At 67.3% G+C, this 21258-nt stretch carries 12 protein-coding genes; 9 read left to right on the top strand and 3 right to left on the bottom strand.

Annotation, left to right across the window (positions count from 1 at the left end; translation table 11 throughout):
- The first annotated feature begins 49 nt into the window (after nucleotides 1-49).
- The 4 genes from ACGTNG_RS14915 (at nucleotide 50) to ACGTNG_RS14900 (ending at nucleotide 5751) form a co-directional block, all read left to right on the top strand.
- Nucleotides 50-2470 (top strand): Lon protease family protein, encoded by a 2421-nt coding sequence (locus tag ACGTNG_RS14915; protein WP_394797314.1) that lies wholly within the window; start codon nucleotides 50-52, stop codon nucleotides 2468-2470.
- Nucleotides 2460-3257, top strand: coding sequence for a universal stress protein (locus ACGTNG_RS14910; RefSeq protein ID WP_394797313.1), 798 nt, complete (start codon nucleotides 2460-2462; stop codon nucleotides 3255-3257). The genes ACGTNG_RS14915 and ACGTNG_RS14910 overlap by 11 nt, the downstream gene beginning before the upstream one ends.
- A gap of 109 nt (nucleotides 3258-3366) precedes the next feature.
- A complete protein-coding gene (locus ACGTNG_RS14905) occupies nucleotides 3367-3855 on the top strand; it encodes a hypothetical protein (RefSeq protein WP_394797312.1) in 489 nt (162 codons plus the stop codon).
- A 69-nt stretch (nucleotides 3856-3924) separates the two neighbouring features.
- Nucleotides 3925-5751, top strand: coding sequence for a gamma-glutamyltransferase family protein (locus ACGTNG_RS14900; RefSeq protein WP_394797311.1), 1827 nt, complete (start codon nucleotides 3925-3927; stop codon nucleotides 5749-5751).
- A 30-nt stretch (nucleotides 5752-5781) separates the two neighbouring features.
- Here the strand turns inward: ACGTNG_RS14900 and ACGTNG_RS14895 are convergent, their stop codons facing one another.
- A complete protein-coding gene (locus ACGTNG_RS14895) occupies nucleotides 5782-7665 on the bottom strand; it encodes a glycerophosphodiester phosphodiesterase (RefSeq protein ID WP_394797310.1) in 1884 nt (627 codons plus the stop codon).
- A gap of 154 nt (nucleotides 7666-7819) precedes the next feature.
- Nucleotides 7820-8308, bottom strand: a complete 489-nt coding sequence (rraA, locus tag ACGTNG_RS14890) for a ribonuclease E activity regulator RraA (RefSeq protein ID WP_394797309.1) — start codon at nucleotides 8306-8308, stop codon at nucleotides 7820-7822.
- Between the two features lie 793 nt (nucleotides 8309-9101).
- Here rraA and ACGTNG_RS14885 point away from each other — a divergent pair.
- A complete protein-coding gene (locus ACGTNG_RS14885) occupies nucleotides 9102-9572 on the top strand; it encodes a hypothetical protein (protein WP_394797308.1) in 471 nt (156 codons plus the stop codon).
- Nucleotides 9573-9623: 51 nt separating this feature from the next.
- Nucleotides 9624-13187 (top strand): peptidoglycan-binding domain-containing protein, encoded by a 3564-nt coding sequence (locus ACGTNG_RS14880; protein ID WP_394797307.1) that lies wholly within the window; start codon nucleotides 9624-9626, stop codon nucleotides 13185-13187.
- A 118-nt stretch (nucleotides 13188-13305) separates the two neighbouring features.
- Here the strand turns inward: ACGTNG_RS14880 and acnB are convergent, their stop codons facing one another.
- The gene (gene acnB / locus ACGTNG_RS14875) at nucleotides 13306-15909 is read right to left on the bottom strand and encodes a bifunctional aconitate hydratase 2/2-methylisocitrate dehydratase (RefSeq protein ID WP_394797527.1); all 2604 of its coding nucleotides are present in this window, start codon (nucleotides 15907-15909) and stop codon (nucleotides 13306-13308) included.
- Between the two features lie 291 nt (nucleotides 15910-16200).
- Between acnB and ACGTNG_RS14870 the strand changes: the two genes are divergently transcribed.
- Genes ACGTNG_RS14870 through ACGTNG_RS14860 form a run of 3 tightly spaced genes read left to right on the top strand, consistent with a single transcriptional unit; the run spans nucleotide 16201 to nucleotide 21239 of the window.
- Nucleotides 16201-16650 (top strand): DUF1289 domain-containing protein, encoded by a 450-nt coding sequence (locus ACGTNG_RS14870; protein WP_394797306.1) that lies wholly within the window; start codon nucleotides 16201-16203, stop codon nucleotides 16648-16650.
- On the top strand, nucleotides 16650-17291 hold the full coding sequence (locus ACGTNG_RS14865; RefSeq protein WP_394797305.1) for a MiaE family protein: 642 nt from the start codon (nucleotides 16650-16652) through the stop codon (nucleotides 17289-17291). The genes ACGTNG_RS14870 and ACGTNG_RS14865 overlap by 1 nt, the downstream gene beginning before the upstream one ends.
- Nucleotides 17292-17324: 33 nt before the next feature.
- Nucleotides 17325-21239 carry an ATP-binding protein gene (locus tag ACGTNG_RS14860; protein WP_394797304.1) on the top strand — a complete coding sequence of 1305 codons (3915 nt, stop codon included), beginning with the start codon at nucleotides 17325-17327 and terminating at the stop codon, nucleotides 21237-21239.
- Nucleotides 21240-21258 lie beyond the last annotated feature (19 nt).

The raw sequence follows: 21258 nt of genomic DNA, 5'->3' as shown, positions 1-21258 counted from the left end.
GCGGCGAGCCGGTAGCGGGAGAGGTGGATGTGGTAGAGAGGAGAGCCCCATGCTGGAGCCCCTGGATGTCAGCCAGGTGTATCGACGCTGTGACAGCGCCTCGTTCACCTTCGAGATCACCAGCGAGCTCGAATCGCTGGACCTGCTGAGCGGGCATGAACGGGCCCGGGACGCCTTGAGTTTCGGCACCGCGATGCGCAGCGACGGCTTCAACCTCTTCGTGCTGGGGGCACCCGGGCACGATCGAGAGAGCCTGGTGGGACGCTTTCTCGCCGAGCAGGCCAAGCGCACCCCCCCACCCGGCGACTGGTGCTATCGCTACAACTTCGATGATCCGGCGGTGCCGCTGGTGCTCTCCCTGCCGGCCGGCATGGGGCGCACCCTGCGCGAGGATCTGGACGCCCTGATCGAGGAGCTGCGCAGCGCCATCCCCGCGGTCTTCGAGAGCGAGGAGTACCAGAATCGCCTCCATGAGCTGAAGCAGGCGATGGGCGAGCGTCAGCGCGATGCCGTCGAGGCCGTGCGGCGCGAGGCACGCGAGCACGGCATCCTGCTGCTCTCCACGCCCAACGGCTTCACCTTCGCGCCGGCCGAGGGCGACAAGATGATGCCCCCGGAGGCCTTCGAGAAACTGTCGTCCGAGGAGCGCGCGCGCATCGAGCACAAGGTCGAGGAGCTGCAGCGCACGCTCACCCAGGCGATCCGCCAGATGCCGCGGCTGGCCAAGCAGCTGCGTGAGCAGGCCAGCGCGCTGAACACCGAGATGCTCGAATCGGCCATCGACGCGCCGCTCGACGAGCTCAAGCAGCGCTACGCCGAACAGCAAGGGGTCATCACCCACCTCGAGGCGATCCGCGAGGCGATCCTCTTCAATGCCGAGTCGTTCATCGAGGAGGACCCCGAGATTCCCGCGGAGGCGCTCTTCAGCCGCATCCAGATCAACCTGCTGGTGGATAACGCCGAGGCCGAGGGGGCGCCGGTGATCCACCAGGATCTGCCCAGCCATCAGCACCTGGTGGGGCGCATCGAGCACCACGTGCACAACGGCACCCTGCTAACCGACTTCCTGCTGATCCGTGCCGGCGCCCTGCATCGCGCCAACGGGGGCTACCTGGTGCTGGACGTGCGCGGCGTGCTCACCCAGCCGGGGGCCTGGGAGACTCTCAAGCGGGTGCTGCGGGCCGGCGAGATCCGTACCGAGTCCCTCGAGCAGGCCTACGGCCTGATCAGCACCGTGACCCTGGAGCCGCAGCCGATACCGCTGGACGTCAAGATCGTGCTGCTCGGCGACCGGCTGCTCTACTACCTGCTCTGCGAGCACGACCCCGAGTTCCTGGAGCTGTTCAAGGTGCAGGCCGACCTCGAGGACGAGCTCGATCGCGACCCGGAGCATGAAGCCTTCTACGCCCGCATGGTGGCGACCCTGGCGCGTACCGCGGCGCTGCGTCCCCTGGACCGGGAGGGCGTGGCCGCGGTGATCGAGCGCGCCAGCCGCCTGGCCGACGATCAGGGCAAGCTGACGGCGCGCCACCGAGACCTCCACGACCTGCTGCTGGAGGCCGATCACTGGGCCGGCGAAGCGGGGGAGCGGGTGGTGGGTCGGGCCCAGGTCGAGAAGGCGGTAGCGCAGCAGCTCTGGCGAGCGGGGCGCGTTCGTGAGCGCAGCCACGAGCTGTTTACCCGCGGCACCCTGATGGTCGCCACCGAGGGGCGCGTGGTCGGCCAGGTCAACGGCCTTTCGGTGATGCAGCTGGGTGAGACCGCCTTCGGCCAGCCCTCGCGCATCACCGCCACGGCCCGCCCCGGCGAAGGGCGGGTGGTCGATATCGAACGCGAGGCGCGCACCGGCGGGCGGATCCATGCCAAGGCGGTGATGATCCTTTCCCGCTATCTGGCCAGCCGCTACGCCGCCCTGGAACCGCTGTCGCTCTCGGCGAGTCTCGCCTTCGAGCAGTCCTACGGCGGCGTCGAGGGCGACAGCGCCTCGGTGGCCGAGGTGTGTGCCCTGGTCTCGGCCATCGCCGGCGTGGGGCTCGACCAGGCCTTCGCCGTGACCGGCTCCATCGATCAGCACGGCAGGGTCCAGGCGGTGGGCGGGGTGAACGAGAAGGTCGAGGGCTTCTTCGATGTCTGCCGCTCACGCGGCGAGCTCTCGGGCCAGGCGGTGATCCTGCCGAGCACCAATGTCGAGCACCTGATGCTCAAGGGCGAGGTGCGCGAGGCGATCGAGCAGGGGCGCTTTCGGGTCTTCGCGATCACTCGGGTGGACGAGGCCCTGGCGCTGCTCACCGAGCTGCCCATCGGTGAACCCTATGCCCGGGGGCGCTTCCCCGAGGGCAGCCTCGACGCCCGGGTGGCCGATCGGCTGGCGCAGTTCCGTGAGGCGGTGAAGCATGCCCGGCAGGCGGAGCGCGGCCTCGCCGACGGTGAGGCCGCGGAGGCGGACGAGGAGGATGACGATGCTCCCTGACTCGCCGCGTCGGCCACTTCGCCACGAGCCGAGCGCCGGGACGACCGGCAAGGAGGTCAGGATCGTGCGGGTGCTGACCCTGCTCGATGCGTCGCGCCACAGCCTGGCGGCACTCGCCGCCGCGGTGGATCTGGCGTCGGCGCGCCACGCCGAGCTGGTGGCGCTGTTCGTCGAGGACCAGGAGCTCCTGAGCAGCGCCGGCTTTCCCTTTGCCTGTGAGATCGGGGCGGTCTCCGGGCGGGCGCGCCGGCTCTCCCGCGACGAGCTAATGGCCGGCCAGGCGCGCCAGGCCCGCCGCGTGACCGAGGCGCTGGAGGCCGCGGTGGCCGGGCGGGAGCTGCGCCATGAACTCAGGGTCAGTCACGGCAGGATCGTCAGCGAGGCGCAGGCCCTGGCCGGGCCGGGGGATGTCCTGATGCTGGGCAAGGCCGGCTTCTCGGGGCACTGGGGCGTGCGCCTGGGCTCCACCAGCCGCGCCCTGATGCTCGAGGCGCCCTGCACGGTGATCATCTGGGACGAGCGGTTGCCGCTGGCCCGTGGCCCCCTTCGCACCCTGGCCGAGCCGGACGCCCGGGCGGAATCTCCCCTGGTGATTCCCGAGGGCCTGGCTCGGCTGTTCGAGGGCGAGGAGGTCCTGGAGGCGAGCGATGCGCGGGATCTCGAGCACCGGCTCCGGCGGGTGACCAGCGGCGCGCTGCTGCTCCATCGCCCTCGGCTCGTGCGGCTGGCCGAGCAGGATCCCGACCTGCTGGCGCGGCTGTCGATCCCCGTGATCGTGGTGCCTTGAGCGAGGCGGCCCGGTCCCGAGCGATCGAGTGCAACGATACCTCCCCACAGGGCCACGAGAATTTGGCAAGATGGCGCCCCCTGAACAGGCGACGCGGGAAGCGATCGGGATGACATACTTGCTGGTGATGGGGGGGCTCGCGCTCTCCGTCTGCTTTACCCTGGGCTGGGGGATGGTCGGCATGGGCCGCTGGCTGGCTCGCCGCCTGCCCGGCGGGGGCGGTGCGGCGTCCCGGCAGAAGGCGCGGCGGGCACCGAATCGGCCCAAGGCCGCCGCCAGGCCCTCCGCCAAGACACCCCCCAAGGCCAGGACCAAGGCCTCGGACACGGGAAACCGTCGGTCCACCATGGCCACCCCCCCCTCGGAGCCCTGGCGCCTGACCCGCTGGCTGGCCCGGCGGCGTTCGTCGCTGCCGCTGGGCCTGCTGGCCCTGCTCCTCTATGGCGGCAGCCGTCTGGCCGAGTACGGCATGGCCTTTCGCCCCCACGAGGTTCCCGGGGAGTTTCATCGCCTGGTCGAGGCCCTGGGCTGGAGCGCCGCCGTGCTGCTGGCACTGGCCACCGTGAGCCTGCTGGCGGCCTGGCGCTGTCGCCGCTAGGCGTCGCGACGCCCGAGCCGGTCTCACCTATGCTGTCATGGCCCCGAGTCGAGACAAGGAGCCATGACCATGGTCATTCCTAGCGTCCGTTGGTATGCGGCGACGCTGCTGCTGACCCTCTTCCCGCTGCTGCTGGTGCCGACGGTGCGCGCCGAGACGGCGTTCCAGTACCAGCGCCCCGACGCCATGCCGCCGGCGCAAGCCGAGGGCGAGGCGGCGCCCACGGGGCCCTTCCAGCGCTTCGCGGTGACCACCTCGCACCCCCTGGCCACCGACGCCGGCTACCAGATCCTCGAGGCGGGAGGTTCGGCGATCGATGCCGCCATCGCCGCGCAGATGGTGCTCACGGTGGTCGAGCCCCACGCCAGCGGCATCGGCGGCGGCTCTTTTCTGATGCATCACGACGGCGAGGAGGTCAGGGCGTACGACGGGCGAGAGACCGCACCCTCCTCGGTCAAGGAGGGGCTCTTCCTGGATCAGGATGGCGAGTCGCTGGCGCTCATGAAGGCCGTGGCCAGCGGCCGCTCGGTCGGCGTGCCCGGCACCCTGCGCATGCTGGAGGTAGCCCACGGCGAACACGGGCGCCTGCCCTGGGCCGTGCTCTTCGAGCCGGCGATCACCCTGGCGGATGACGGCGTTGCGGTCGGCGCCGCCCTGCACCGACGCCTGGCCGACGCCGAGGCCCTGCGCGACGATGCCCAGGCCTCGGGGTTCTTCTTCACCGAGCAGGGGGAGCCCCTGCCGGAAGGGCACCGGCTCAAGAACCCGGCGCTGGCCGTGATCCTCCAGCGAGTCGCCGAGCAGGACAGCTCGGTGTTGCATACCGGCGATGTCGCCCGGGACATCGTGGGACGGGTGCAGCACCATCCCACCATCCCGGGCGATCTGAGTCTCGAGGATCTCGCCACCTACACGGCGAAGGAGCGCGAACCGCTCTGTACCGACTGGCAGGACCATCGCGTCTGCGGGTTTCCGCCGCCCGCCTCGGGGCACCTGACCGTGATGCAGATCCTCGGTACCCTGGCGCAGCTGCCGCCCTCGAAGGCCGGCCTGGAGGACGAGCTCCCCGGCGTCGAGTGGCTGCATCGCTACCTCGAGGCCTCGCGGCTGGCCTTCGCCGATCGCGGGCGCTACATCGCCGACCCGGCCTTCGTCGAGGCCCCCGGGGGGGACTGGTCGCTGATGGTGGCGCCGGATTACCTGGAGGAGCGCGCCGCCCTGATCGAGGCCACGCAGAGCCTGGGCAGCGGTGGCGCGAGCCCGGGCAACCCCGGCGTCGTGGCCACCGCCTGGGCCGTGCAGCCGGCCCAGCCGGAGGCGGGCACCAGCCACATCAGCATCGTCGATGAGCACGGCAATGCGCTGGCCATGACCAGCTCCCTCGGTCAGGCCTTCGGCGCGCGCATTCTCTCCAACGGGGGCACCGGCATGCCGGGCGGCTTCCTGCTCAACAATGCCCTGACCGACTTCTCCTTCACGCCGACGGACGATCAGGGCACGCCCATCGCCAATCGGGTGGAGCCCGGCAAGCGCCCGCGCTCCAGCATGACCCCGACGTTGGTCGTCGGGCGCGACGGCGAGGCGCTGGTGGCGAGCCTCGGCTCGCGAGGGGGCGCGGCCATCATCCATGACACCGCCCGCTCTCTGGTGGCGATGCTCGACTGGGGCCTGGGCGTTCAGCAGGCCCTGGATCTGCCGCATGCCTCCACCACGGGCGGGGCGGTCTTCTTGGAGGCCGACCGCTTTCCTGCCGCGACCCTGAAGGCGCTGCGCGAGCTCGGTCACGAGGTGGAGGAGCGCGATGCGACCGGCGGCCTGCAGGCGATCCGGCGCACCGAGGAGGGCCTCGTCGGTGCCACCGCCTCAGGCGGCGAGGGCGTCGTGCGGGGAGAGTGAGAAGCCGCCCGCGTGGCCGGTGCGGGCCCGCTAGCTCCTCAGCCAGTTGCGCAGCTTGACCAGCAGCAGGGCGCCGTCCCCCAGGCGTCGACGCTCGGCGATCAGCGCCGCCAGCAGGGCCGGACGGTCGGTGATGATGCCGTCCACGCCCAGGTCGATCAGTCGCGACATGGCGTTGCGATCATTCAGGGTCCAGGCGTGCACCGCGTAGCCGTAGTGGCCGGCCAGGCGGATCTCCTCCTCGTCGATGCGGTTGTGGCGAAGCGCCAGGGCATCGAAGCCGCGACGCTCCAGGCTGCCCGGCAGCACCAGCTGCGCCAGCAGCGTGGTGCCCAGGTGAGGCTCGCGCCCCGCCACCTCGCGCAGCAGCCAGGGCGAACGGGTGGCGACGCGCATCTCGCTCATGATGTCGGGATCGCCACAGGCCCGGGCGCTGATCCGGTCCTCGGCGCGCGCTCGGCAGGCCCGGCGCTGCGCCCCTTCCCGCCGCAACTCGTCGAGCACCGCCTCGAGCAGGTCGAGCTCGCGGCCGGGATCGGGCTTGAGCTCGATCATCAGCCAGGCGTGTCCCCGCACCGTCGCCAGCGCCTCGTCCAGCCCCGGAATCCGCTCGCCGATGAAGGGGTCGCCGAACCAGCTGCCGACGTCGAAGGCGTCGAGGGACGCCCGTGGCAGCGTGCCGAGTCGCCGCTCGTCGCCGGTGAGTCGCTCAAGGCTCGCGTCGTGATAGAGCACCACACGGTCGTCGGCGGTCAGGCGCACGTCGATCTCGATGCCGTCGGCCCCGTCGTCGATGGCCTGCTCCAGCGCCGCCAGGGTGTTCTCCGGCGCCTTCAGCGAGCTGCCGCGGTGGGCGATGATCTCGACCTCGTCGCGGATCTCGAAGCGGTTGACGATCAGCCAGGCCTGGCCGATGGCGAACAGCACCACGGCGAGTTCCACGGCCCAGGCCAGGCGGCGCGGATGGCTGCCGGGCGGGGGAGGCTCGGGGCGTGGCTCGCGGTGTGCCAGGCGCAGATACAGGCAGGTGGCCTGCAGGGCATTGGCGGCGATGCCGCCGAAGGCGATGGCCAGGGTGATGAGCAGGTAGGCGGTGAGGTAGGCGAGCATGGCCGGGATCAGCACCGCGTGGCGCTCGGGCAGCCACCACAGCAGCGGCGTGACGACGCGGTCGAACAGGGCGGTGGCGAGCAGCGGCAGGCCGACGATGCCGAGCAGCAACAGCAGCACCGCCGCGGCGATGTGGCGTCCCTGGCCCCGGGTCAGCCGCATGCTGCGGGCGAGGGCCGCCCGGGGAGGCAGCGCCTCCAGGGTCAGCACGGTCAGCGCCAGGTGCCAGCGCACGTAGAGGCCGCCCGCCAGCAGGGTCCAGGCGAGCACGGGCACCAGGGCGCTGGCGAGGAAGGCCCAGAAGGCCGGAGGACGCACGCGCTGCACGAAGTAGGGGTCCAGGTCTGCGAGGAAGAGCTCGTGCAGCCCGCTCAGGGCGACGGCCAGGGGAATAAGCAGCAGCAGCTGGGTGCCGACCTGCATCACGACCAGGCCGCCGATCGCCGGCAATCGGCGCAGGGTCGCCCAGAGCGCCTCGAAGGCCAGGCGCACGTGCTGCCCGTGAGGGCGCACCGCGACGAGGATCATGCCGGACTGCTGCAGGTAGAGCACCAGGAAGGTCAGGCCCACCGCGGCGAGCAGCCACAGGAGGCCCTGTGGGCTCATCAACAGGGCGATCAGCTCACCGTTGGTGATCACCGGTCGGCCGAACTCGCCGAGCAGGCTCGACAGCGTCCAGCCCACGGCCGGCAGCAGCAGGCTCGAGGCCAGCAGGGTGAAGAAGAGGTGGTAGGCGATCAGCGGTCGCAGGTGCTCGCGCAGGGTGCGCAGCACGTCGCCGCTCAGTCGTGACAGGGCCAGCATGGAAGCGCCAGGGTGACTGCGATGCCGTCAGGGTGGCATCGCGCCTGCCGCCTGGGCAATGGGTGGGGCATTCGCCACCACGAGTCCCCCGGGGACGCGGGGCAGGGCCGGGGACCCCGCGCACGCGCGCGGGGCCGGGATGATTCGGCGAGTGTCAGCGCTCCAGGTCCAGCCGCTCGTCGGCGATCAGGATGCCGTTGTTGTCGGCGTAGAGCCACTGGCCGGGCGCGATGGTCACCCCGGCGAAGGTCACGGGCAGGTCGCGCTGCCCCTCGCCGCGCTTCTCGCTCTTGCGCGGGTGGGCGCCCAGCGCCTGGATGCCGAGCTCGGTCTCGGCCAGCACGTCGACGTCGCGCACGCAGCCGTACATCACCACGCCCGCCCAGCCGTTGCCGGCGGCCTGCTCGGCGAGCATGTCGCCGAGCATGGCACAGCGGGTCGAGCCCCCGGCATCGACCACCAGCACGGCGCCGTCGCCGGGCTCGGCCACGGCCTCCTTGACCTTGGAGTTGTCCTCGAAGCACTTGACGGTGCGAACCGGGCCATAGAAGGCCTCCAGGCCGCCGGCGTTGACGAAGATCGGCTCGAGTACTCGCACGTCGGGGTAGGCGTCGCAGATATCCGGGGTAACGATCTGGCTCATGGTGATGGCTCCTGGTGGTGTCGGTCCTGCTATCGAGAAGCATCGATGATGCCACGCTCGAATCGCAACGACAGGCCCCCTTTGGTGGCAGACGCTTCTCACGGGACGGCACCGTGGCGAAGGCGCCAGGGAACTGGCACCAAAAAAAAGCGCCCCCGGAGGGGCGCTTCTGTCATCGGCTCCGGCCACCGCGAGCGGCGGCCTTCGATGTTGCGAGCATCGGAGTCGACTGTGAGGGTATCAGGCTTCCTGGGCGACCGGGTTGTCTTCGAGTGCTTCAATCAACCCAACTGTTGTCGAGGGTTTCTCACAGACGCAAGGCAACGCTGTCGTTCCTGAGTTCAAGCTCAACTCGGATGGGCTCTTTCAGGGCGAAGTGATAGGAGAGAACCTTTTACGCCTGGCGGATGGCCCGCTGGAATCAGTTTTCTGGCAGAACGCTCTGAATTCTCAAGAAAATATTATCCACTATCGTTGCTTTCAGGCCAAGCTAATGGTCGATGTGGGTTGACAACAAACGGGCTGTGTCTACCGTTTATTTAAAGGTGTGATTGAACGTTTTCTGATTGCTAAAAGATTGCTTTTAGCAGTGGCGCCTGATGGGGGATATGCTGTTTTATTTGCTTCCTAATGCCAGTTTAATATTACATTACTTTGTTTTACAGGTTTTAAGAAGTAGGTTTTATTTTCCTGATGCTAGTTCCAATGATTTTTCTGATGCTGAATAATCCAGAAGGGGGTGATGAATTTAGGAATCACAATAGCCGGTTAGAGACAGCATGAGGGAGAAACGATGCATTATAAGCTTGTGTGCGGTATATGTGCCCTACTTCTGTCGCTTCCGCTGTGGGGGCAAGACTGGAGTAAGTTGCCATCAGCGCGAGACGACCGCGTTTTCTATCAGGCGAAAAGCGGCGAAAAGTCGTTGATGTTGGGCTGCTTTAGAGGTGAGACGGATCTTTCCTTTACGCTGATAGGTGGAGCGGTTCCTCTGCATGAAAGCCTGCACCATCAACCTTCGCTTATCGTCTGGATCACCTTGCCCGACAGGCGTACGGGGCGTTATGCCATCGATACAGAATACCTAGGTGGACTTGACAATGCATTGGTTGGAAGGCTGGTGCTAGGAAAGGAGGGTAAGCGATTCTTTGCTCAAGGTGTGGAAATTTCGATTAGCTCGGCTCAGGCCGGAGTCTTCTTTAACACAGGCTTGGCCGGGTCGGCTAGGGCGATGCAAGACTTTCGTGAAATATGCCGACTATAGCGGCCTGGCAGGTCGATGTGGAAAAAACGATAAGAGTGCGGGGTGAGGGCGATGTCCGCTAAAGAAATATTCGCGAAATCGATGTCGATATTTTTCATTCATTCCATCTTGGTCATTACTGCTTCTTTTCCTGCCCACGCGCAGGAAGACCTGTTGAGAGGAGTGATCGAAGGGGTCGGAAGGGCGATTATTCAAGAAGACAATGCCCGAAAACAAGAGGAGTACCGCCGCCAGGAGGCCAGGCGGCGGGAAGCAGAGCTTAGGCGCCAAGAGGCGTACAGGCAGCAGGTGGAGCGACAGCACCAGCAACGGATTCTGGAGCAACAGCGACATCGCGCGCAAAGCAGCCATCAGGAGGCCAGTTCCAGGCCCTCGCAAGCTAGTCGAGCAGGCCGCCAGCAGCGCTCTGTTTATGCAACCGGAGAGTCGAGGGAAACAATCTCTCGAGTCCAGGAGATGCTCAATCGGCTGGGCTATCCCGCCGGGCCTGTTGATGGTCTGATGGGCAGCAAAACAGCGCGGGCGATTCGCGCCTTTCAAGCCGATCAAGGGGTACGCCAAACTGGGCAGCCGAGTGGCTCTCTAGTGCTGTCTCTGCAGTCCGTGCTGCAGCGAAGGGCCACCACGAATCAGCTGCACCGCACCAGCATGGTCAACGAGCAGACTTCCGTCGACTCGTCTGGTCTTCCAGCAAGCGCTCTACAGGAAAACAGCCGGGATCAAGCCGCCGATGAGAGCCTTCTTCTGGTGAACGTCGGGTCATGGGGAAGCTTACCCAAAGAATGGAGAGACGATGGCGACTGGCAGGAGCGTCAGCGGCAACGGCTAGCCGCAATGGTAGCCGATCAGACGCTGGGTACAGAACTGGAGCAGCGCTTTGTTAGCAGCCAGCCGCTTACCCTGGTGGAGGTGCGGCAGGCATTCACTGACGCAGGTATTGACGCTTCGCGCTTCGAGCGCGTCGAGAGACTATTCCGGAACGGAGTGAAAGTTTCCCCTTCGCAACAGTCATTGGGCATGCTTACCCACACGGTGCGCATGAATCAGTTTGAAGCTGCACGCCTCCAGGAAGCGCTGCGTGTCAAGGCGCGAGCTGCCGTGCTGCGAGAGGCCCAGGCGCCCTCCGCCACGATGACGCTAATTTGTGGCTTAAGCATGGAAAGCTATGACTTTCAGAACGGGCGTTTTCCCATCAGCGAGCAATCGATAGAGAGATGTTTCAGCGGCGGAGGAGAGACCATCAAGAATGTTCGCGGTCATCGAGCCCGCGTAATTATCGAGAGCCCGCTGCGGCCCGACGCCATTCCGGTGAGTCCCTCGATGGCCGAGGAATGGGTGAATCGGCTGGGGGGGGCGCGCTTTGCTCTGGCGGTTCCGGCCACGGTGACCGCCAGCGTTGCCCAAGACGATCGCGGCCATCCTCTGCTGAGCTACGTGGCGAATCCCTCGGACGCCTTGGAGGTTCGATCCGGCCGCGACCTTTCCGAAGTGCTCTATCGCTACCGTGATGAGGATCTAAGCGACGCCCGCTATACCCCAGAGACGCGCAAACTCGAGGACTTCGACCGCCCATGGTGGCTGGATAGTGACGACGAAGTGGAGAGAATCGTGAGCCGCGCCCAGGCAATAGCGCTGGATGAGCTATCGGCTACAGATCTTTTCGGTGAAGAAACAGGTTTGACGTTCTCCTTCAGGGCAAGTTACGGCGAAGGCCTGACGACAGGGGAACGAAGTCTGCAGGACTTTCTGGAGGAGCGCCATCGGGGCGATGTCTTCGAGCTCTCGCAGGCACTCGGCCTGCCTGTCGAAAACCTGCTGGTCATCTCGCTTCCCCTGGGGGGGAGGCGTCATGACATCAACCAGGCGACGCTAGTATTGCCGCGGGACGCACAGACCTACGACGTCGGCCAGCAGCTACCCGACCATAACCCCCAAGACGGTGATCACCCCTTTGCCGCTGTCGAGGTCGCCGTGACGGCGGAGAAGGTCGTGCGGCTGCCGGATGGAAAGCAGCGACTGTTACTGGCGGGGCATCCGGCCCGCCTGGTAGTGCGGCGCAGCTCCTCCCGTCTGGCATGGCAGGAAGCACCGAAAATTGCCAGTGTCGACTTCAAGCGGCAGGCTCTCGTCAAGCATGAGCGTATCGATTTGGCATGGAGAGGGGAGCTGCTCTGGCAGGGAGCCAGGCTTGCAGGACAGGACCCGGAGGAGATTATTCGTCGGCAGCTGGCAAGCAGCTCCTTTGCGAGGTCGGACGCCTTCGCTAGAAGGGAAGCTGTCGAGACATTGGCTGATGGCATCAGGGCGAGATTGGACGACCGTGACCGGCGCTGGGTAAAGGCGAGCATAAGACTAGCCCCCTATGATTTCGAGCGTCAGGGCTGGCCTGTCACCGGCCTTTCCCCCGAGTTTAGCGCTAGTGCACCCGAGGCTGATCGGGTGCTTAACGTACAGTTGAGTTCGGGCCCTTCTGGACGCGGCTTCTTCCTTGCCATGTCGCCGGAGCGTGCCCGGGAGTTTCAGGAGGCCAGCGAAAACTATCCAGCGTTCGATGCTCTGCTCGCTTTGCGGGTTTCCGGTGTGGACACTCGCTACGGCAGGGGAGCGACGCTTGCCGCCGGTATGAGGCTGCGCTATGAGCCTGAAGAGGTGATCCTCTTCGACGCCGGCCGCGGACAGGTCATCATCAACGACAACAGCGTGCGCCTCCGGCATGTGTTTTCGAAGCAGGCAGAGAGCGGCGCCGAAGGGCAGGCACTCTCGTCTCGGCCGGAAGATGATGAGCATGCCGAAACCCCGGGTGAGTTTTCTATCAAGGGGATAAGACTGGGTGAAGACTTCGCCTCTGCTGTCGACAGGCTTGCCGACGCCATCGATGCGGATCAGCGTTATCAGGCCAGCGTTGAATCAAGGCAGCGTGTCGTGCGCGAGACCGGAGTAGAGCCGATCAACGACTGGGCAGCTTTCCATAACGGTGTGCTGCTCGAGTCGACGCATCGTCATGAACTTGTGGCGATTTACCATGAGCCTCCAATTCTCCAAGACACGGTTACGGCAGTCTCTCGTACGAAGCTGTTCCCCCCCGGCAAGGGACCATCCTGGCCGCTGTTGAGACAAAAGCTCATCGAGACTTATCCAACCGTTGATCCAGAGAGACTGGGCGGCATCGAACAGCAGTCGTCGATTGTGCTGACGCTGTGGTCGCAAGATACCCAACCCTCTCCGGCGGCAGTGCCGCTGGACCCGAAGACGGCGGCCTGCATGCGCGGTTTGAGTGCCCGTGCTCGCGTCTCTCAATCTCAATTTGGCTTGGGGCAGAAGGCGCGGGAGAATGGTTATCTGAGGCCAAATGACAGTCGGGCGGCCTGGTTTGATGAGCAGGACGTTATGGCTGTGTCCTCTCTGGCCAGCACGTATTCGCTGCCGGGTCTTTTCGGTGGCCTTGATGACTGTCCAGTTAGCGAAGTGTTGGTTATCGGTGCCACCTTTGGCGACGATGCCAGGATATTAAGCTTGCGTCAGGCGATAGCAAATCCGGTGCGCATGGCTGCCTTGGCCGATGAGCGCAGGCGACAGACCGAGAACGAAGCACTCGAAGTCGATTTTGACCTTTGAGTGGCGAATTCATCCTGACACAAAAAAAGCGCCCCGGAGGGGCGCTTCTGTCATCGGCTCCGGCCACCGCGAGCGGCGGCCTTCGATGTTGCGAGCATCGGAGTCGACTGTGAGGGTATCAGGCTTCCTGGGCGACGGGAATCACGTTGGAAGCGGCGTTCTGATACTCCTCGATCTCGTGGAAGTTCATGTAGCGATAGATCTCGCCGGCCATGGCATCGAACTCGCCCATGTAGCGGCGATACTCGTCGACGCTCGGCAGGCGACCCTCGACCGCGGCCACGGCCGCGAGCTCCGCGGAGGCCAGGTAGACGTTGGCGCCGTCGCCCAGGCGGTTGGGGAAGTTGCGGGTCGAGGTGGAGACCACGGTGCTCTTGGCGGCTACACGCGCCTGGTTACCCATGCACAGCGAGCAGCCCGGCATCTCCATGCGCGCGCCGGCGCGGCCGTAGATGCCGTAGTAGCCTTCCTCGGTCAGCTGGTGCTGGTCCATCTTGGTCGGCGGCGCCAGCCACAGCTTGGTCTTCAGGCTGCCGGCCGGCTGCTTCTCGAGCAGCTTGCCCGCGGCGCGGAAGTGGCCGATGTTGGTCATGCACGAGCCGATGAAGACCTCGTCGATCTTCTCGCCGGCGACCTCGGAGAGCAGGCGGGCGTCGTCCGGATCGTTCGGGGCGCACAGCACCGGTTCCTTGAGCTGCTCCAGGTCGATCTCGATGACCTCGGCGTACTCGGCGTCCTTGTCGGCGCGCATCATGCTCGGGTTGGCCAGCCACTCCTCCATGCCCTGGATGCGACGCTCGATGGTACGGCGGTCGCCGTAGCCGTTGGCGATCATCCACTTGAGCAGGGTGATGTTGGACTTCAGGTAGTCGGCGACGGAGTCATCACCCAGGGTGATGGTGCAGCCCGCGGCGGAGCGCTCGGCCGAGGCGTCGGAGAGCTCGAAGGCCTGCTCGACGGTGAGGTCCTCGAGGCCCTCGATCTCCAGCACGCGGCCGGAGAAGGCGTTCTTCTTGCCCGACTTCTCGACGGTCAGCAGGCCCTGCTGGATGGCGTAGTAGGGGATCGCGTGGACCAGGTCACGCAGGGTGACGCCGGGCTGGCGCTTGCCCTTGAAGCGCACCAGCACGGATTCCGGCATGTCCAGCGGCATCACGCCGGTGGCGGCGGCGAAGGCGACCAGGCCCGAACCGGCCGGGAAGGAGATGCCCAGCGGGAAGCGCGTGTGGGAGTCGCCGCCGGTGCCCACGGTGTCGGGCAGCAGCATGCGGTTGAGCCAGCTGTGGATGATGCCGTCGCCCGGGCGCAGCGAGACGCCGCCGCGGTTCATGATGAAGTCGGGCAGGGTGTGGTGGGTGTCCACGTCGACCGGCTTCGGGTAGGCCGCGGTGTGGCAGAAGGACTGCATCACCAGGTCTGCCTGGAAGCCCAGGCACGCCAGGTCCTTGAGCTCATCGCGGGTCATCGGGCCGGTGGTGTCCTGGGAGCCGACGGTGGTCATCTTCGGCTCGCAGTACATGCCGGGACGCACGCCGTCCATGCCGCAGGCCTTGCCGACCATCTTCTGGGCCAGCGTGAAGCCCTTGCCGGTGTCGGCCGGCTGCTCGGGCAGGCGGAAGACGTCGGAGGGGGCGAGGCCCAGGGACTCGCGCGCCTTGGCGGTGAGGCCGCGGCCGATGATCAGCGGGATGCGCCCGCCAGCACGCACCTCGTCGAGGATCAGCTGGGTCTTGAGCTCGAAGGTGGTGAGCACCTCTTCGGTGCCGTGCTTGCACACCTTGCCCTCGTACGGGTAGACGTCGATCACGTCGCCCATCTCGAGCTTCTCGACGTCCATCTCGACGGGCAGGGCGCCGGAATCTTCCATGGTGTTGAAGAAGATCGGGGCGATCTTGCCGCCGAAGCAGAAGCCGCCGGCGCGCTTGTTCGGCACGTTGGGAATGTCGTCACCGAAGAACCACAGCACGGAGTTGGTCGCGGACTTGCGCGAGGAGCCGGTGCCGACCACGTCGCCCACGTAGGCGACCGGGAAGCCCTTGGCCTTCACCGCTTCGATCTGCTTGAGCGGACCGGTGGTGCCGGGCACTTCCGGCTCGATGCCGTCGCGCTCGTTCTTGAGCATGGCGTTGGCATGCAGCGGGATGTCCGGGCGTGACCAGGCATCCGGAGCGGGGGAGAGGTCGTCGGTGTTGGTCTCGCCCGGTACCTTGAAGACGGTGAGGGTGATCTTCTCGTCCAGCGCCGGCTTGGAGAGGAACCACTCGGCCTCGGCCCAGGACTGGATGACGTCCTTGGCCACGGCGTTGCCCGCCTTGGCGCGCTCTTCCACGTCGTGGAAGGCATCGAACATCAGCAGGGTGTGCTTGAGCTGCTCGCCGACTTCTTTTGCCAGATCGGCATCATCCAGCAGCTCGACCAGCGAGACGATGTTGTAGCCGCCCTGCATGGTGCCCAGCAGCTTCACCGCGTGGATCCGGTCGATCAGCGGCGACTCGGCCTCGCCCTTGGCGATGGCGGTCAGGAAGCCGGCCTTGACGTAGGCGGCCTCATCGACGCCGGGCGGAACGCGATTGGTGAGCAGGTCGAGGATGAACTCCTCCTCGCCGGCCGGCGGATTCTTCAGCAGCTCGACCAGAGCGGCGACCTGCTCGGCGTTCAGCGGCTTGGGCGGCACGCCGTCGGCGGCGCGCTCCTCGACATGTTGGCGATAGGCTTCAAGCACGTTGGGACCCTCATCGGTGGTGGTGGCCAAGGCCGGCGATGCTCGTCGAGATATCGACGAATGGCACGCTTCGGCACGGAAACGGGTTCGGCAGACCCGCCCGATCGGCCAGGGTGTCAGCGGTGCCGAGATGATAGAGGAAACTGTCGACAATGTTAAGTTGAGCCCGTGGTTGAGGCCTTGAACTTTGGTCGGCGGTGCAAGACGGGGGCAACTTCGGGATGCCAGAGCGCCGCCCTGCGCGGTACCATGATCGTTTGCCAATGCACCTGAACGTCAACGGGAGGTTACATGGGAGAGCGCATCGTCTCGCCCTGCGTCGGCGTCTGTTCGACCACCCTGGGCGACCGGGTGTGTCGCGGCTGTCAGCGCACCGACAGCGAGATCCGCGACTGGCCGGCCTACAGCGGCGGCGAGCGACGCGCCCGCCTGGCGGACATCGACCGGCTGCGTGCCGAGGTCGCCGCCCGCTACCTGGTGGTCGAGGACGCCGCGCTTCTCGAGACGCAGCTGCAGCGCCACCGCATCCGCTTCCGCGAGGATCAGCCGGCGCTCTCCCGGGCCGTGGAGCTGTTGCGGGTGGGCCGCGGCCGCATCCGGGAGCTTACGCGCTACGGCCTGGCGGGCCTCGACCACCAGGACGCCGTCTCGCTGCACGCGGCGATCGCCCGTGACCTGCTCGCCGACGCGGATCGGCGCCTTTCTACCTCCTTCGACTCCACCGACCTGCCGACACCATGATGCCCTCGACCGACACCCTCGAACTGCCCGCCTGCCAGGACCTGCTGCCCGCCGAGCTGCTGGCCTTCCTGCCCTGTGCCACCCCGGATGCCTGGGTGGCGTGGGCGCTCGCCAACCCCGAACTGCTGCTGATCGATCACGCCCAGTGCGAGAAGAAGGCGGCTTCCACGGCGATGAGCCTGCTCTATCGCTACGTGGACCAGCCGCTGCTGCTGACCAAGATGAGCCAGCTCGCCCGGGAGGAGCTGCTGCACTTCGAGCAGGTCGTCAAGCTGATGGAGGCGCGAGGCATCGTCTATCGCCACATCAGCGCGTCGCGCTATGCCGAGGGGCTGCGCCGGCACGTGCGCGGCGAGGAGCCCGAACGGCTGATCGATATCCTGATCATCGGGGCACTGATCGAGGCACGCAGCTGCGAGCGCTTCGCGCGGCTGATCCCGCATCTGGACGATGAACTTGCCAAGTTCTATCGCAGTCTGGTTAAGTCGGAAGGCCGCCATTTCGAGGACTATCTGATGCTGGCGCGCCGCCTGGCCCCGGCGCCCATCGACGCGCGCATCGCCTTCTTTTCCGATCGCGAGGCCGAGCTCGTCACCATGCCGGACACGGTCTTTCGTTTTCACAGCGGTGTGCCGGCCTGAGGCCATCACTTCCGCCACGCAGGAATGCTCAACATGCGGGATGCAGCCGACGACGTATACGAGAACGACCGGGATCACCTGGCACTCTTCGGCCACTTTTCACTGAACCTGGGCGACGACGTCCTGACCCAGTTCAGCTACGACAAGGTCAAGGCGCTGCTGGTCTATCTGCTGCTGCATGACCAGCCCGTCAACCGGGCCACCCTGGCCGAGCTGCTGTGGCCCGACCAGGGGCTGTCGTCGGGGCGCACCAATCTGCGCCACGCCTTGCACTGCCTGCGCCAGTCGCTGGGGGACGAGGCCGAGCGGGTGCTGGCGGTCTCGCGCCAGACCATCGCCTTCCGGCTGCCGGAGGCCTGGCGCTTCGACATGCACCGCCTGCAGACCCTGCTCGACGGCCCCGGCGAGGTGGCCACCCTCGAGGCGGCGCTCGCCTGCTACCGGGGTGATCTGGTCGAGGAGCTGCAGCTATCCAGTTGCGCCGAGTATCAGCGCTGGCTGGTGCAGGTGCGCAACGAATGGCGCCAGCGCGTGATCCGCTTCGCCGAGGGCGTGCTGGAGCGCGATGAGCCGGTGCCCGCCGAGGTATTGGAGGCGCTGGTCAGCCGTTTCTCGGGCTATGGCCCCTTCCACGAACGCCTGGTGCGCCAGCTCGCCGAGCAGGGACAGCTGGCCGCCGCCCATGAGCAGTACAACGCCTACCTGCAGCTGCTGGCGCTCTCTGGCCAGCAGCCCGAACCCGCTTTCCTGCAGCTCGCCCGCTACTGGTCCGATGCGCCGGCCGAGGGCTCGCCGCTGGGTCCCAGCGGCGCCTTCTCGCGGACCCTGGCCACGGACAGCGCGCCGCTGCGCGAGGATGAGATCGAGCAGCGCCAGCTCTCGGTGATGGCCATTCGCCTGCGCCTCAAGGCCGATCTCTCGGATCGCGCCGACGCCCGCGCCTGCCTGGCGCTGCAGGTCGAACTGATGCGCTGGCTCGAACAGCAGTGTCACCACCTGGGCGGCTTCTGGCTGCCCGGGGCGACCGGCGGCCTGGGTCTGGCCTGCTTCGGCACCCACGGCCCGGCCCATCAGCTGGCCGAGCTGGTCGCGCTCTATGAACACTGCCGCCGGGTGTTGCCCGAGGAGTCGCTGCGCCACTGGAGCGGCGAGGGCGAGCCGCCCAGCATCGAGCTGGCCGCAGGCCTCGACAGCGGGCGCGTGGTCTATCTGCCCGAGCGCCACCTGGTCGATCCGCTGGGGCAGGTGACCCAGGGCTCCCTGGACCTGATGAGCGCCGCCGGCGGCAGCGAGCTGGTGATCTCCCAGGATGCCAGCCAGCACATGCCGCCGGCCCTGGACCTGCAGCCGCGGCTCTCCACGCGCCTGGTGGCCAGCGACGGCCGCGTGCGCCTGCGGGCGCTGGTGCTCGGCGCGAACGAAGGCGGACGCGAGGCGCTGCCGCCGAGCCTGGTGGGTCGCGAGACCTCGCTGCGTACGCTGCGCGATGCCCTGGCCCGCGCCGGCATCGGCCTGCGTCAGAGCGTGCTGGTGCGCGGCCCCTCGGGGCTCGGCAAGTCGGCGCTGCTGGTGGGGTTTCGCCAGCTCGAGCAGAGCCGCGAGGCGGCGATCTGCTGGCAGCCGACCACCCGGCTCTCCGTGCAGGAGCCCTACGGGGTGGCGCGCCAGTTGCTGCGCTGGCACCTGGGCGGGCGCATCGAGGAGGCCGCGGTGTCCCGCCTGCTGGCCGACGACGAGGCGCTGGCGCCGGACACCGACCCGCGGCTGCTGCTCGAGGAGGCGCTCGGCGTGCGCGAGCCCCGCGAGATGGCCGTGCTGGCCCAGAGCGGCGAGGCCGTGGAGCTGGTGGTGGGGCTGCTGCACCGCCTGATCGGCGAGCTGACCCGCCAGCGCACCCTGGTGCTGATGATCGACGACCTGCAGTGGCTCGACGAGCCCTCCTTCAAGGTGCTGGCCGGCCTGCAGGCGCGGCTGCCGATCAACTGCCCCTTCCTGCTGGTGGCCAGCCACCATGGCCGCGAGGCACTGCCGGCACGGCTGCACTGGGACCAGCAGATCTCGCTGGGGCGGCTCGATCCCACCCAGTCCTCCCGGCTGCTCTCGCAGCTCGCGCGTCGCTACCGGATCCACCTCAGCCCGCGCCTGCGTGGCCAGATCATCGAGCGCTGCGACGGGGTGCCGCTCTACCTGCAGGAGATCTGCCGGCGGGTGGACATGGATCGCCGCGAGGGGCGCAGCGTGCAGCTCGACGAGCTGCCCCACGGCCTGCTCGGGCTCCTGGCCAGCCGCATCGACCAGCTCGACGGCGACCGCGAGGTCGCCCACGTGGCGGCGGTGCTGGGGCGCCGCTTCCGCCTCGACTTCCTCGCCGAGTGCAGCGGCTGGGAGATGAGCCGCCTCTCCACGGCCCTGGAGCACATGCGCCGCCTGGAGATCATCGAGCCGGCCGACGGCGAGTCGGCCGAGCGAGAGTACCAGTTCACCCATCAGCTGCTCCAGGAGGCCGCCTACCTGGCCTGTCCCCGCGACGTGCGGGTGAGCATCCACCGCCAGGTGGTCAGCCTGATCGAGGAGCACTTCCCGATGTGGATCAGTCGCCATCCCGGCGACTTCGCCACCCACCTGCGGCGCAGCGGCCACTATGCCCGCGGCGCCCGCTACTTCGAGCTGGCCGCCCGGGAGGCCCTCAAGGTCAGCGCCAACCGCACGGCGCTGAAGATGGCCGATTTCGGCCTGGCGAGCCTGCGCCACGTCGAGGATCAGGCGGAGCGCGAGATCAGCCTGCTCACCGTGCGCGGCCAGGCGGCCTTCGCCCTGGAGGGGCATGGCTCGCCCACCGCCCACGAGAGCTTCGTGCGCGCCCGGGAGCTGTTGGCCCAGCAGCCGGGCGGCCCGGAGGAGGGCGGCGACCTGGAGCAGGTCTTCCTGGTCAAGTGGGGGCTGTGGGTGGGCTGCAGCCAGCGCCATGCCCATGCCGATGCCTTCTCATTGGCCTCGCGGCTGGCCGGCCTCGCCGATCGCCTGGAGGATCCCCGCTACCGGCGCCTGGCCGACTTCGCCCGGGCCAGCTGCGAATACTGGGCGGGACGCATCTCCCAGGCCTACGACCACCTCGAGGAGATCGACCCGCTCAACGCCTCGATGATGATCGAGTGGCTGCCGTTCTCCGATCATCCCCAGGTGGCCGCGGCTTGCTTCCAGGGCTGGGCGCTCTGCCTGCGCGGCGACTACCAGCGGGCGGAGCGGCAGGTAGAGTCGGCCATCCGCCTGGCCGAGCGCATCAATCACCCGGGCAGCCTCGCCATGGCGCTGATGTACGCCGCGGCCCTCTACCGTCAGCTGGGCCACGTGCATCTGGCCACCGCTCGCGCCGAGCGCGCCTTCGAGCTGACCGGCACGCCGGACCTGCACCTCTGGCAGGTGGCCTCGCGCTGCGTGCTGGGCTGGCAGCGGGCGCTGGCGGGCGATCGGGATGGCCTGGCCCAGATCGAGTCGGCCCTGGAGGAGCTGGCCGAGGTGACCGGGCGCGATCCCTACCAGCGCCCGGCCCTCTGGTACGTGGATGCCTGCGTCGCCCTGGGCGAGCTCTCCCGCGCCGAGGACTACCTGGATCAATGCCTGATGATCGCCCGCGAGCGCACCACGCTGTTCGTCTCGGAGCTGGCGCTCAACCTGGCGCGGATCCGGCATCGCCTGGGACACTCTCGCGAGGAGGTCAAGAGCCTGGCCGAGCAGGCCCTGGAGCATGCCCGGGAGGACGGCAACCTGCACCAGCAGCTCTCATCACTGGAGCTCTGGCTGACGCTGATCGACCCGCGTGATGAGGCGGCCCAGGCGGAGTTCCGTCGCCTGCTGGGCGTGGTGAGCCACGGCGATGCCCCGGTGCTGATGCGCTGGCGAAGCCTGCTCGACCGTCGCCTGCCCCACGCCGAGGATCTCTCCTCCTGAAGCCAGGCCACGCTTGCCA

This window comes from Halomonas sp. B23F22_3, assembly GCF_043496965.1.
Classification (GTDB): domain Bacteria; phylum Pseudomonadota; class Gammaproteobacteria; order Pseudomonadales; family Halomonadaceae; genus Halomonas.
The sequence above is the reverse complement of the archived record's forward strand: the minus strand, read 5'-3'. Positions and strand labels throughout refer to the sequence as shown.